The 13,859-nt window shown below is 56.4% G+C and carries 8 protein-coding genes; 2 read left to right on the top strand and 6 right to left on the bottom strand.

The window, feature by feature from the left end; translation table 11 throughout:
* Positions 1-9: 9 nt before the first annotated feature.
* Both mltF and rpiA read right to left on the bottom strand, forming a co-directional pair.
* Complete coding sequence (gene mltF / locus ACT53C_RS11165; protein ID WP_476146186.1) at positions 10-1,470, bottom strand: membrane-bound lytic murein transglycosylase MltF; 1,461 nt, start codon at positions 1,468-1,470, stop codon at positions 10-12.
* 32 nt (positions 1,471-1,502) lie between these two features.
* Entirely contained in the window at positions 1,503-2,174 is a 672-nt protein-coding gene (gene rpiA / locus ACT53C_RS11160) for a ribose-5-phosphate isomerase RpiA (RefSeq protein WP_476146184.1), read from the bottom strand.
* 157 nt (positions 2,175-2,331) lie between these two features.
* Between rpiA and mfd the strand changes: the two genes are divergently transcribed.
* Together mfd and ACT53C_RS11150 are read left to right on the top strand one after the other, a co-directional pair.
* The gene (mfd, locus tag ACT53C_RS11155) at positions 2,332-5,739 is read left to right on the top strand and encodes a transcription-repair coupling factor (RefSeq protein WP_379077656.1); all 3,408 of its coding nucleotides are present in this window, start codon (positions 2,332-2,334) and stop codon (positions 5,737-5,739) included.
* Positions 5,739-6,356 carry a DedA family protein gene (locus ACT53C_RS11150; RefSeq protein WP_476146182.1) on the top strand — a complete coding sequence of 206 codons (618 nt, stop codon included), beginning with the start codon at positions 5,739-5,741 and terminating at the stop codon, positions 6,354-6,356. Before mfd ends, ACT53C_RS11150 begins: the two co-directional genes overlap by 1 nt.
* Positions 6,357-6,520: 164 nt before the next feature.
* On the opposite strand, the gene ACT53C_RS11145 is transcribed toward ACT53C_RS11150, so the two are convergent.
* The 4 genes from ACT53C_RS11145 to ACT53C_RS11130 all read right to left on the bottom strand — a co-directional run bounded on the left by ACT53C_RS11145 (position 6,521) and on the right by ACT53C_RS11130 (position 13,766).
* Entirely contained in the window at positions 6,521-6,766 is a 246-nt protein-coding gene (locus ACT53C_RS11145) for a hypothetical protein (RefSeq protein WP_476146180.1), read from the bottom strand.
* A gap of 159 nt (positions 6,767-6,925) precedes the next feature.
* Positions 6,926-7,585, bottom strand: coding sequence for an NAD(P)H-dependent oxidoreductase (locus tag ACT53C_RS11140; protein WP_194747080.1), 660 nt, complete (start codon positions 7,583-7,585; stop codon positions 6,926-6,928).
* 11 nt (positions 7,586-7,596) lie between these two features.
* Positions 7,597-10,998: a UvrD-helicase domain-containing protein gene (locus tag ACT53C_RS11135; RefSeq protein WP_476146178.1), complete on the bottom strand. Its 3,402-nt coding sequence runs from the start codon at positions 10,996-10,998 to the stop codon at positions 7,597-7,599.
* Positions 10,995-13,766: a PD-(D/E)XK nuclease family protein gene (locus ACT53C_RS11130; protein ID WP_476146176.1), complete on the bottom strand. Its 2,772-nt coding sequence runs from the start codon at positions 13,764-13,766 to the stop codon at positions 10,995-10,997. Before ACT53C_RS11130 ends, ACT53C_RS11135 begins: the two co-directional genes overlap by 4 nt.
* Positions 13,767-13,859: the final 93 nt, after the last annotated feature.

Below are 13,859 nucleotides of genomic sequence, written 5' to 3'. Positions count from 1 at the left end.
TTTGCAAACTCAAGATGCCCTGGCCAACAACCAGGGCATTTTTACGTCTGCAATTTTGTATGGGTCTACGCCAGGGTCGTAGGGCGGGAAGTATTTTTGCATGATCTGGTAATAGCTTCTGACCAGCTCGGTATAGATCACGGGCGCGCCGCAGCTACAGTAGCCATGTTTGGCGTTAACGTAGTGGGTGGGATCATTGAGCAGTTGGTAGCCGCGTTTGACGTCTGCCCAGCTATCGGGATTGAGGCCCAGGCGCTGGGCGATGATGCGGGCATCTTCGAGGTGGCCGACGCCGTTGTTATAGGCGGCCAGGGTCATAAAGGTACGGTCAGGTTCAGGGATGCGTGCGGGAATGCGGTCTTTCATCCATAGAAAAAACTTGGCGCCAGCCATCACGCTTTGCTTGGGGTCTAGCCGGTCGGTGACGTTCATCATGTTGGAGGTTTGTTCGGTGAGCATCATGAGCCCGCGTACATTGGTGGGCGAGGTGCTGTAATTATCCCAGTGAGATTCCTGGTAGCTGAGCGCGGCCAGCAGTCGCCAGTCGATGTCGGTGATTTCCTGCGCGTTTTTAAACAGGCGGACATACCTGGGCAGCAAGGTTTGCGACTTGGTGAGGAAGGTAACCACATCAACCGGTTTTAAACGTTTGGTATGGCCGTGATAGCGGTCAACCAAGTTGCGTAGTACGCCATTTTTTTCGATCTGCTTGAAAAAAGCCTGTACTTGTTTGAGCCGCGGTTCGCCATGCAGTTTGTTTAGTGCCCAGGCGATTTTGTCGGCCTGGCCCAGCATCATGCCAGCATCCAGCTGCGGATAGTTATATTGCAAGATCGCCAGCAGGTGATTGTCTGCCACGGTAAAGTCGATCTCATTGCGTGCCACCGCTTCAATCAGTTGCTCTGAGCTCATTTTGTCGGACTCTTTCCAGGTCAGGCCCGGATACTTGGCCTGCAGCTCGCGCATGCGTTCAACAAAACTGGTGCTTTTGGGTAGCACAATGCGTTTATTCAAAAGCGCATTGGCATGAGTCGGCTCACTGTTCTTGTCGCGGTTAAACACCACCATGGACTGCACCTGGTTAAAGGCCGGTCCAAACAACACTTGGCGTTTACGCGCAGGGGTGATACTAATGTCGGCGGCGGCAATGTCGGCGTCGCCTTTGAGCAGGGTAGGGAACACTTTGGAAAAGCTGTCTACCACCACGAATTCGAGCTTATACGGCGGCCCCAAAAACTCGACAAAGCGTTTGGCCAGGTCATATTCCAGACCGGCGTAATTGTTCTGGCTGTCGATAAAGTAGGTGCTGGGGCTGTTGATCGTGACAAAGCGAATGGTGTAAGGATCCGGCTTGGGTTTGGCGCGTGTGGCTGGCTTGGTATCACTATTATCGCTACACGCACTGAGCCCCAGGCAGAGCAGGGCCGTTAACCATACGGCGCGAACCAAATGGGCAGAGAGAAAACGCATGAGCCAGCAAAGCGGCAGTGAAATGCCGCCAGTTAAACCCGTGTTGCGATCTGACCCTGATCTGCAATCAGGATGGTTGTGGCTAGTTTGGCAAAAATACCATGCTCAACCACGCCGGGGATATTGTTCAGTGCTGCGTTGAGGCTATGCGCATCCAGGCCAGCCTCAAAGTGCATATCCAGCACCAGACTGCCGTGGCTGGTCATGCACAAGCCGTCTTTGGCCACATTGGGCCGTAGCTCTCCGGTGCCGCCGATGGCTTCAATGCTGCGCTTGGCCGCTTGCCAGGCAAAAGGCATCACTTCAATCGGGATAGGGTAGTTCTGGCCAATATGAGGCACCAGCTTGCTCTTATCTGCCACCACAATAAACTGTTTGGCCGCCTTGGCCAGCAGTTTTTCCATGACCAGATCATAGCCGCGGCCCTTGAGCAGCGTGTTGTCGGGCGTGATTTCATCCGCGCCGTCCACATAAAGGTCTATCTGGCTGAGCTGTTGCAGGCCAAGCACGGTCAAGCCAACGTTTTGCGCCTTGATCATGCTGATGGTGGAGCTGGCAACCGTGGTCACCCGCAGGCCTTGCTGCTGGCGTTGCGCCAGCGCTTCAATAAAGTAATTGGCGGTAGATCCTGTGCCCAGGCCTACGATCATCTCGTCTTTGACGTAGCTGGCAGCTTCCAGCGCGACGGCTTGTTTGTCATTCATCTTTATCATCTCCGTGCTGGGGTCATACATTTTATTCGCTCGGGCGTCTTAGGTGTCATTCAATGACAGCCGATCGACGCTTGCAGTTATAATAGCAAACTCGGCAGATTCGCCAACAAATACTCATCTAACCTGAGCAATAAGAGTCTAATTTTTTATGGCAGTTTCACTCCCCGTGATCGGGCATCCGCAGCGCTTTTCTTTTCAAAGTCAGGGCCTGGATAGCCAGGCATTAGCCGAGCTGGCTTGTGGTTTAAAAGCAACAAACACGCCCCTGGTCGTTTTAACGGCGAGTGCGTTTGAAGCACAACGGCTGATGGACGAAATCCCGTTTTTTGGCAAAGAGATTGCCGTGCACTTGCTGCCAGACTGGGAAACCCTGCCGTATGACGTATTTTCCCCGCATCCAGACTTGATTTCTGAGCGCCTGGCAACCTTGTATCAACTGAGCCAAAACCAGAGCAATGTGGTGATTGTGCCGATGGCGACCGCATTATTGCGCCTGCCGCCGGTGGCTTACCTGGCCGCGCACTCGTTTATGCTCAAAAAAGGCCAGCGGCTGGATGTGGAGGCGTTGCGCAATCAGTGTGCGCAGGCGGGTTACCACCACGTGAGCCAGGTGATGGCGCCGGGTGAGTTCAGCGTGCGCGGCGGGTTGGTGGATTTGTTCCCCATGGGCAGCGCCTTTCCCTACCGCATAGACCTGTTCGATGACGAAATCGAAACCATACGCACGTTTGATATCGACACCCAGCGTAGCGTCTATCCGGTGCCCGAAATTCGCATGCTGCCTGCGCGCGAGTTCCCTATGGATGAAGCGGCGATCACGCGCTTTCGCAGCCAGTTTCGCGAGTACTTTGAGGGCGACCCGCAACGCGCCAAAATCTATAAAGATGTGAGTAAAGGCACGCCCAGCGGCGGGGTCGAATGGTATTTGCCGCTGTTTTTTGAGCAGACAGCCACACTATTTGATTATTTGCCCGCGCAAACGGTCCTTTGCCTGCATGGGGACCTGGACAAGGCCGCACAAACATTCTGGGCCGATGCCAGTACGCGTTACCGCCTGATGGCGCATGATGCGGAAAAACCCATCTTGCGCCCGGAAACATTGTTGCAAAAAGCCGATGAATTTTTTAAGCGCACGCATGACTTCGCGCTGGTCACTCAGCAAATTGCCCAACAAACCGTTTTACCGCCTGTCGATGTAGATCGACGTGCCGAGCAGCCCTTGCACAAACTGCAAGCCTTTATCCAGCAATTTGACGGGCGGGTGCTGATTGCCGCAGAAAGCCTGGGCCGGCGCGAGACCATTGCGCAACTGTTCAGCGATCATGGCCTGAGTTTTTCACTGGCTGAAGACTGGGCCGCCTTTGCACAATCCAACTTCCCGGTTATGCTGGGCGTGGCGCCCTTGCATCAGGGCATGGTGGATAAGGATGCGCGCGAGGGCGCATTGGCGGTGGTCACCGAGGCCGAGCTGTATGCCAGCACCGTGCGCCAGCAGCGCCGCCGCAATCAGGAGAAAGCGCGCAATGCCGAAGGCATGCTCAAAGACTTGTCCGAACTGCGGCTGGATGACCCGGTGGTACATGAGCAGCACGGGGTGGGGCGTTACAAGGGCCTGGTCAATATCGATTTTGGCGAGGGCGAGACTGAGCTGTTGCTGATTGAGTATTTTGGCGAAGACAAACTGTATGTGCCGGTGTCGCAACTGTTTCTGATTTCACGTTATTCCGGTGGGCCGCCCGAGAGTGCACCATTGCACAGACTAGGTAGCGGCCAGTGGGAAAAAGCCAAGAAAAAAGCCCTCAAACAGATTCGCGATACCGCCGCCGAGTTGCTTAACCTATATGCGCAACGCGCTGCGCGCAAAGGCCATGCCTTTACCTTGGGCCTGCATGATTACGAGGCCTTTTGTGAAGGCTTTCCGTTTGAAGAGACGCCAGACCAGCTCGATGCTATCGAAGCCGTCATCAAAGACATGCAATCTGGCCGCCCCATGGACCGCCTGGTGTGCGGTGATGTTGGCTTTGGCAAAACAGAGGTCGCGCTGCGTGCCGCTTTTGTCGCAGTGATGGGTGGCCGCCAGGTGGCTGTGCTGGTGCCGACCACCTTGCTGGCCGAGCAGCATTACCAGAACTTTGTCGACCGCTTTGCCGAGTGGCCAATCAAGGTTGCCGAAATTTCCCGTTTCCGCACCGCTAAAGAGCAGGCCGAAGCCATCAAGGGGTTGGCCGATGGCAGCATAGACATCATCATCGGCACACACCGGCTGATTCAGAAAGACGTCAAATTCAAGAACCTGGGTTTAGCGATTCTGGATGAAGAGCACCGTTTTGGCGTGCGACAAAAAGAACAGATGAAAGCACTACGTGCCGAGGTGGATGTGCTGACGCTGACCGCCACGCCGATTCCGCGTACCTTGAGCATGGCCATGGAAGGCCTGCGTGAGTTCTCAGTGATTTCGACGCCGCCGCAAAAACGGCTGGCGATTAAAACCTTCCATACCCCGTATTCGGACGGCATTATCCGCGAGGCGGTCATGCGTGAATTCAAGCGCGGCGGCCAGGTGTATTTTCTGCATAACGAGGTGGATACCATCTATGTCATGAAGGAAAAGCTGGAGAAAATCGTGCCCGAAGCCCGCATTGTCATTGGCCACGGCCAGTTACGCGAGCGCGAGCTGGAACACGTGATGCGCGACTTTTACCAGCAACGCGCCAACCTGTTGCTGTGTACGACCATCGTCGAAACCGGCATCGACGTGCCCACTGCCAACACCATGATCATCAACAAGGCCGATATGTTTGGCCTGGCGCAATTGCACCAGTTACGTGGCCGCGTGGGTCGCAGTCACCACCAGGCTTACACCTATCTGCTGACCGATCCGCACCGTAATATCACGCCGCAAGCACAAAAACGGCTAGACGCGATTCAACTGCTCGAAGACCTGGGGGCAGGCTTTCACCTCGCCATGCACGACCTTGAAATCCGCGGTGCCGGTGAATTGCTGGGCGACAGCCAGAGCGGTGAAATGCAGGAAATCGGTTTTAACTTGTATTCCGATATGCTGAATCATGCTGTTAAACAGCTCAAGGCCGGCAAAGAGCCTGACCTTGATGCGCCACTGGGGGTGACCACCGAAATCAATCTGCATACCCCAGCCTTGTTGCCCAACAATTATTGTCCTGACGTGCACGAGCGGCTGGTGATTTATAAACGCCTGGCCAACTGCGACGACGACGACGCGCTGGATGCCATGCAGGAAGAACTGATCGACCGTTTTGGCCTGTTGCCTGAGCCCGGCGAGGCGCTGATTGCCTGCCACCGTTTGCGCATCGCCGCCAAAGCCTTGGGCATTATTAAAATCGATGCCTCTGACGCAGCCATTCAGTTGCAGTTTAATGTCAAAGCCGATCTCGATCCGCTCAAGCTGATCAATCTGCTGCAACGCGACAAGCGCTGCCGCATGAACGGGCCGGATAAATTACGTGTCACCGTGCAGCTTGGTAACCTCAATCACCGTGTAGAATTAGTGAAAACCCTTTTGAAGGAATTTATGTAATGTTAGAAAAATTAGTGGCTGCCGTGGCGGGCTGGATTATTGCCGTGATTGCCAGCATGGGCTATGGCGGCATTGTGTTGCTGATGGCGATTGAATCCGCCTGTATTCCTTTGCCTTCTGAAATCATCATGCCGTTTGCCGGATTCCTGGTCAGCAAAGGCGATTTAACGCTGTGGGGTATTGCGCTGGCAGGCGCTGTCGGTTGCGTCGTCGGCTCGATCCCTGCTTATTACCTCGGCATGTACGGCGGTCGTCCTCTGGTGGAGAAGTTCGGTAAATATGTGCTGATCAGCAAAAAAGACCTCGACATGGCGGACCGCTGGTTTGCAGATCATGGTGAAATCATTATTTTTATTGCCCGCCTGTTGCCCGCCGTGCGCACATTTATCGCTTTCCCGGCCGGGGTGGCGCGCATGAACATGACGCGGTTTGTGGCTTACACCTTTGTCGGCTCACTGATCTGGTGCTGGGTGCTAGGGTATGTGGGCATGAAAGCCGGTGAGCATTGGGAAGATTTGAAAGTGTACTTCCATGAGTCCCACTACGTGATTGCCGCCCTCGGCGTGCTATTTTTAGCCTGGTATGTGCGCCGACATTTTAAAAACGAGGCGGCGTAATCAGTCAGCTTGAGTGAGTGTTACAACGCTGCTGCCGCAAATCAAAACCGGATGCGAAAAAATAAAAAGGCCAGTGACTGGCCTTTTTATTTGCACGGCATGGATCTCACATCATTTTCGATATCCGCGAGCCCGTCCCTCGCGTCTGCAGGACTTGCGCAGATTTATGCGAGCATGGTTTCTGCATCCGAACTGTCAGCCTGCTCCTCAGCCGTAGAAGCCACCTTGTTCAAGGAGATGCTGGAATAGGTGTTTTTCGAAGCATCCAACACTAATGAGCATGTCGCATGGTCATGCTTGAAGCCAAGCTCAGCGTGCGATAACGCCCAGTGACCTGTAGTTGCATTGGCCGCAACACTTGCCAACATGAGCACATTGCAAGCGAACATATTTTTAAATACTGATTTCATCCGTCACCCCTTTATTTATTTTGAAATCAGACTGTAGCAAAGGGGGGCAAGTCATTTAAATAGCCCTTTGAGGCCAATGCTTGAAGCGTCGCCGTGCATGAACAATCAAGGTGTCACTGCGTAGTGTTCAGCAGGGGTATCCGAACGCTCCAAGTAAGCTCACTTCCAGGTGACTACCTGCGCCATGGCACGGCGTGTTTTTGCTTTGGGTGCATGTTTGCGGTAACCAAAGGCGACCATATAGGCCAGTCCATATTCTTGCAGGTTTACGCCAAACTGCTCTGCCAGCAAGGTCTCGGTTTCTTGTTGTTTAAAGCCTTCAATCGGGCAACTGTCTATGCCACGCATGGCGGCGACGGTCATCATGTTGGCCAGCGCGATGTAGCATTGTTTGCTGGCCCAGTCGAACAGTTTGCGCTCGTCTGTGAGGCCAAAGTCAGACTGTTGAAACTGTTTGTAAAAGCCCAGTCGCATGTTGGCGATGTCGTCCGGATGGTGCTGCACTTCACGCATGAATTGCGGCAGGTAGGGGCTGTCTGCGTCCAGAAAGGGAGATTTCATGGCCAGACACAAGACAAAGTGGCTGGCGGTATCCAGCTTGAGCGGCGCGCCCCAGGCATGCTGCTTCAGGCTTTCGCGTAGGGTTTTATCTTGCACCACAATAAAATGCCAGGGCTCAAAGCCGAATGAGCTGGGTGAGAGGCGGGCGGCTTCCAGGATCAATTCAAATTCTTCTGCAGGAATCTGTTTGCTGGCATCAAATTCTTTACAGGCATGGCGGAATTGAAATGCATCGAGAATCGCTTGTGTATCTATCATCTATCTGTCCTTCAAAGAATCTCCACAGGCACGAGTTTGCCTGCGCTTAAAAATAAAATAGCCGTTTTCACCGGCAAGCCTTCGGCCGCAAACAGCTGGGCATAGGCAGCTAATTGTGGCTTGAACGTGGCTGCCAGGCTGGGTAAAGCATCACTTGCTGTAACGGGGGCCGATTTGTAATCGACAATCCAGCGTACACCCTCGGCAACAAAAGTACGGTCTATGACTTTTTTACTGGCGGCAAGTTGCTCAATCGCCAGCTCAGAGGCTGCTTGCGGATGGTCAGCGAGCACCCAGCGGCCATCCGCTGATTGCAGCGTGGTGGTGAGTAGCGTCGCCACTTGCTGGCTGGCTGGCACAGCCTCCGCTTCAGCATAACCTTGTTGCGAAAACCAGCGTTGCATGGCTGCCAGCAATGACTGGCAACTCGTGCTGGCGTGGGCTTGCCAGGCGGCCAGGCCTTGCTCGGCGATCAGTTGCAGGTAAAGGTGGGCGAGGGTGCCGATATTGGCCTCCAGGCTGCTTGCGGTGCTGTCTGCGGGGGGCGTGGCATCATAAGCGCGCGCGAGATCGGTGCTGGGTTGCAAGAGGGCGGGACTGGTGGCTTGCGGCAAGCGGATCAGCTTGGGCACAAACTGTCGGATATCTGCCTGCTGGCTTTGTTGCGGGTAGCGGATCACGATATCTTGTTCGCGATTGAAATGCGTACTCACGGCTGGCCACAGCAGCTGTAAAAACGTATTTTTACGGGGTTGCGCGTCACCATTTTTATCCGGCCTGGCAATGCCGAGTAGATGCAACTGGCGCTCGGCGCGCGTGGCGGCGACATACAGCACGCGGGCGTCTTCATAGGCCGCACGGGTTTTGTCGAGGTCATTCAGGTAATCGTAGGGCGTGACACCGGAGTGCTGCCGCTTGAGGGCTGTGGGTACAAAGGGTGCCGCGACCAGTGCGACGTCACCATCGGCCGTCGTGACTTCTTCCCAAATCACCAGCTTGGCGTCATCGGGTGGGTTGCTGCCATCCAGGCCCGGCAGAATGACCGTGTCAAACTCCAGACCCTTGGATTTGTGGATGGTCATGAATTGCAAGCGGTCATCGGCTTTGGCATCGGGGGCGGCATACAGTTTTTTCACATCTTCGGCCAGGCTTTGCGGGCTGAACTGGCCGTGTTGCTCGAGCGCGGCAATACGGGCAAAAAACGCCTGCACATCTTGCACATCGTTTTCGTTCCATAAGCAGTGTGCGCCGCCCAGCCGCAACCAGGTGTTGTGCACCCAGCGGCTGGTGGCGGTGCGGGACCGCCATTGCAAGGCCGTTTGCATGATCTCACGCACATGGCGGGCGCGGGCCTGGCCATCTGCACTCAGGCGTGCCATCACTTGTTCGTCTTCGAGCAGACTCATGACGCTGCGTTGCCCGTCCTGGCCGATCAAGGCATGCAGGTCGGCCAGCGTCAGCCCGCACCAGGGTGCGCGCAGCAAGGCCAGCCAATGCACACGGTCAGCCCGCTGGTGCAGGGCGTAGGTCAGCGTCAGCAGGTCTTGCACAATCTGGCGGTTTGCCAGCTCTTCAATCTCCACCGCCTGAAAGCTCAACTCGGCATGGTTGCGCCGCATTTCGGTGACCAGCGCATGCAAGTGCTTGCGTGCACGCACCAGCACGGCAATGGTGGCATCTGGCTGTTCGGCACGTGTCTGCTGGATAATGCGGATAATCTGTTCGGCTTCGAGTCGCCGCAGGTCTGCCGGTTCCTCTTCTTCATGTTCGCTGACCGGCTGGATCAGCGGATGCACAAATACGCCCTCGCCAGCCAGGGACGGGCGCGTGGCGACAAAGGGACGATAGGCAATCGCCCCTTGCTGCGGGGCATCCTCAGACGGCAGCATGCCTTTAAAGGTCTGGTTGATCCACTCGACCACTGCCGGGCACGAGCGGTTATTACGCCACAATTTGAGCGGGGTCAGCGCGATGTCGCCGATGCCGAATTCGGCCGCATTCAAAAACAGGCCAACATTGGCTTTGCGAAAGCGGTAAATCGACTGCATGGGATCGCCCACGGTAAACAGGGTACGGCCATCGCCCGCTTGCCAGCCGCGCGTCAGCGCCTTGAGCAGGTCGATCTGCATCGGGCTGGTATCCTGAAACTCATCGACCAGCAGATGCTGTATGCGGTAGTCCAGCCGCATAGCCAGCTCGCTCGCTTCGCCGCCTTCTACCAGCGCTTGCAAGGCGCGCTGGGCGATCTCGACAAAATCGACTTCGTTTTGTGACTGAAAGTGCAGCCAGAGCTGGGCCGCCGCAATATTCAACAGCTGGCTCAAGTCTGCAATCAGCGCTTCGTCACGGGCGTTGGGGTCTGGCAGCATGCGGATGCGCGCCAGGCTGATTTCTGCGCGGCGATCTTGTGCCAGGCCGTCCAGAATCTCGGTCAAGGCCTCCTTGTAAGGCTTGGCTTCGTCGGTGGCAGGCAGTCCCATGTTTTTATCCAGCCGTTTGCGCAGCCCCCCCGTGCCGGTCAATAACAACTCGGCCAGGGCGCGCCAGTTCGGCAAATCGGCCAGGCGAGGTTGCAAGGCCACTTGCCAATCGCGTAGCAGAGCGATGGCGTGCGTGTCTGGGAGTTGACTGCCAGCATAGCGCGCAATGGGCATCAGCGCCTGTTGCAAACGGGCGGGCAGATGCTGGTGAATCTGCGCCAGCTCACCTTCAATTAAATGCACCAGTGCCATTTGCCCAGACAGTGTGTGCCCGGTCTGGCTGTGATGCAGCCATTGTTCGCGCTTGGCCAGCATGGACATGAGCAGGGCTTCCAGCCTGGCCTGGTCATTATCCATATAGCGCAACACTCGCCGCACCGGTTCGCCCAGCACCGGCTCATCCATGCTTTGCAGCGCCAGCCCGGCGGCTTCGCGGTAATAAGGCCAGGCATCTTCTGTCACCGCCGGTTGCGTGCCAAAGCGGCTCAGCAACGGCATTTGCCGCGCCAGGTTGGCACATAAGGAGTCTATGGTGTAAATCCGCAAACGGGCCGGACTTTGCAGCAATTGCCAGTTGAGCGCGGCCGAGCGCTGCAAGGCTTGCTGGCCCAGCGCAAACGTGATTTTCTTGTGCGCGGCTTCGGGCGCCACGCCACTGGCCGCCAGCAACAGGCTATCCAGAATCCGTACGCGCATCTCCGAAGCGGCCTTGTTGGTAAAGGTGATGGCGATAATTTCTTCGGGGGCCTGCACGGTTTGCAGCAACTTGAGAAAACGCTGGGTCAGCAACTCGGTTTTGCCCGCGCCCGCCGGGGCCTCGACAATAAAGGACTCCAGCGCCAGCGCGCGTTCACGGTTGGCGGCATCCAGTGTCAGCGCCTCTGACAAAACGGTCTCTGCTGTCATCGTTGATGGTGTTTCTGAGTGCATCATGCGGCACCTTTTGATTTCAAGTGCGCCGATTGCAAGAGGCCAGATTGCAAGTGCTCAAACTGCAATTGCCGCTCTGGCAGTCTGAGCAAAGGCAACACATCGCAATAATCCAGATCCTGCTCCGCCTCAAATAGCACTGCTGCCTCGCCCGCCTTGAGGGCTTGCGCGGTCAGCGTGATTTGCGTCCGCCAGTGCTGCAGAATCGACGGCCAGTCGGGAAAGTCTGCCGGGTCAAACAATTTGTTTTTTTCGTGATTAAACGCTTTGACGCCAGGCACAATATCTTCTTCGGCGGCGATGCCGGCAAAGCCACCATCCGTCAGCCGCAGCTTGCCAAAGCAAACCGCCGCAATCTCGGCGTCTTGCAAAATAAAGGCGGCATAAATGGGCAGTTGTGGTTCGGTGATTTTATCGCTGGCCCAGTTTTTGGTGTCAGGCATGCTGCCGGTTTTGTAATCAATCACCACCAGGCGGCCATCTGCCAGCGTATCCACGCGGTCTATCACCAGTTTGACCTGGATGCCTTCAATCAGCGGCTTAAAGGTTTTTTCAATCAGTGACACGGTAAACGATTGCATGCGCTCGCGTTCGACTTGCAGCAGCCAGGTTAGGGCGAGTTTGCTCAGGCGCTCGGCTTCGAGCTGGCAAAACACCTCTGTAAACGGCTGCGAAAACTCGGTATTGAATTCAGCCATGACTTGCGCGGCAAGGGCGTCCAGCTGACTTTTTAATTCCTCTTCAGCACAGCTTTTCCAGTCCTCGCGCGGTTGTTGCCAAAATGCCGCCATCACGCGGTGGATGAGGTCGCCGCGCTGCATGACATCCAGCCCGTTATGCGGCGTCTCCAGTTTGCGGGCTTTAAGCCGGTATTGGTAAAACGCCCACGCCGGGCAAATCGCCTGCGCACGCAGCAGGCCGGTGCCGCCGCTCACATGTTCGCCTTCTTGCACGGGCGGGGCCTGGTGGTCGTCTAACCATTGCCAGTGCTCGGGCTGGCTGGTGGCTAGCATCTCAGCCAGCGTGGCGACCCCGGCACTGGCAGCGACTTCGGCAATGTCTTGAATCAGCGGGCTCATGCGCAACAGGCGGTCACCTTCTTTTTGCGCATAAGAAAAAATAACCTGGTGCGCCGTGCCCAGCAGGCGCTGGTGAATCTGGCTGGCAAAGGCGATTTGCACCTCACTGCTGGCATTGGGCGTGCCTGCCTGCCGTTGCAGCTCGGCCGGGATCAAGGCATTGGTGCGCGACAGCGGGGGCCACACATGGTCGTTCATGCCCATTACCCACACCCCGTCCAGCGGCTGGGCACTGGCTTCCAGCATGCCCATGACGGTGAGGTTGGGCTGGCGCACGGTTTGCGGTTGAAAAATCTGTGCCTGACATAATTGTGTCAGCCGCTGGATGGCGGTGGTGGCCGGGATGGGGCCCAGCCAGGCATCCAGCGCACCGAGTTGCGCCATGACCTTGTAAAACGATTGTTGGCACTGGTACTCATGACTGGACAGGCTGCGCTCGCCTGGCCAATGGCTGGCGGTGAGCAGTGCCGTCAGGCTCTTGGCCCAGGCCGAAGGCAGTTGTTTGGCCGGCAGCTGTCTGGCCGTGGTCAGCAAGGCGTTGAGGTCTTGTAATAGCGCCGGACTATGAATCGCATGCTCATCTTGCTGCTTGCGGGTAATAAACCGCGCAAAGGTCGTGGCCTTGACTTGCAACGGCAACTGGCGGCGCATTTCGGCGTCCAGCGCGGCGCGCGCATCGGCTTCAAACAGGGCTTGTGACCAATACACATCCGCCAGCAGCGCTGACAGCTCGGTTTGTGCCAGCGGCGTGTGTTGAAACGCCAGCCGCAACAGGGTTAAGGCGGTATTCACCAGCGGCCAGCGCGTTAACGGCGTGCCCAGCGAAAACTCATAACAGCGGGGGATTTCGGCATGCGCAGGATGCAAGGCCTCAGGATGAAAGGTGTCATCCAGCAGATTGGCCAGTGTGTCGCGCACGGCTTCCAGGTCTGGCACCACGATGGCCAGCCTGGCCTGTTTGTGGGTGCTGAGTGTCTGCTTGGCCCAATGCACGGCAGCGCGCATTTCGTCCTGGCTCTCAGCAAAGGCCATGCGCTGCACCTGCTGCGCGGGGATGCGATGTTCAAAGGTCTCTACGGTCACCCCTGCGGCTTGCAAACGGTCGATCAGACGCTGCAAATGCGGATTGATACGGTCAAACCCGGCCAGGGCAATGCGCTCGGGCAACGGTAGCAAGCCCTGTTGCAGTTGCGCCAATTGCCAGGCTTGGTAACGCACGCCCTCAAGATAGCCACTTTGCTTGCATAGCATCTGAAATTGCTGGCGCCACTGCATGAACTGGCGGGTCTCCTCACTGGCTGCATCCATATCCAGGCTGATATTCCACTCAATCAGGTAGCGGTTCGCCTCCATCGCCGCACTGGCGAGGCCATTAGTGTTTAATAAATCGAGGTGGTCATGCTGACGCAGGCAATGCTGAATCGCTTGTTCCCACAGCAGCGCCTCCTGGGTTGAGGAAAGCATGCCTGCCGGGGCATCTGCCACGGCAATGCGGCCACATAAAATGGCTTGCTCCGTGAGTTGGTGCAGCCAGTCTTGCAGCGGGAACACCTGTGGCGCCTGCCATTGCGACAGCCCTTGCTGCTGATAGCTGGACGATAACCATTGCCGGATCCCTTGCGCCAGGCGGGCCGAAGCACAGAGGATGGTCGCCGCTGGTGTGGATGAGGGAGGGAGGAAAGCGCTAGGCATGTTCAGCAAAGTGTCATTAACCAACAGCCCATTTTATAAGATAATGTCCTTTTCGGGCACCTCTAATCATTCAACTTGCGTCGCGATACGGCG

The sequence above is a fragment of the Methylophilus sp. DMC14 genome (assembly GCF_056314085.1).
The sequence above is the reverse complement of the archived record's forward strand: the minus strand, read 5'-3'. Positions and strand labels throughout refer to the sequence as shown.

What these genes read in the sequence shown, in the direction of transcription:
- ACT53C_RS11135 (WP_476146178.1), bottom strand. Translation starts at nt 10,998, where the DNA reads ATGATGCACTCAGAAACACCATCAACGATGACAGCAGAGACCGTTTTG.
- ACT53C_RS11140 (WP_194747080.1), bottom strand. Translation starts at nt 7,585, where the DNA reads ATGATAGATACACAAGCGATTCTCGATGCATTTCAATTCCGCCATGCC.
- mltF (WP_476146186.1), bottom strand. Translation starts at nt 1,470, where the DNA reads ATGCGTTTTCTCTCTGCCCATTTGGTTCGCGCCGTATGGTTAACGGCC.
- mfd (WP_379077656.1), top strand. Translation starts at nt 2,332, where the DNA reads ATGGCAGTTTCACTCCCCGTGATCGGGCATCCGCAGCGCTTTTCTTTT.
- rpiA (WP_476146184.1), bottom strand. Translation starts at nt 2,174, where the DNA reads ATGAATGACAAACAAGCCGTCGCGCTGGAAGCTGCCAGCTACGTCAAA.
- ACT53C_RS11145 (WP_476146180.1), bottom strand. Translation starts at nt 6,766, where the DNA reads ATGAAATCAGTATTTAAAAATATGTTCGCTTGCAATGTGCTCATGTTG.
- ACT53C_RS11130 (WP_476146176.1), bottom strand. Translation starts at nt 13,766, where the DNA reads ATGCCTAGCGCTTTCCTCCCTCCCTCATCCACACCAGCGGCGACCATC.
- ACT53C_RS11150 (WP_476146182.1), top strand. Translation starts at nt 5,739, where the DNA reads ATGTTAGAAAAATTAGTGGCTGCCGTGGCGGGCTGGATTATTGCCGTG.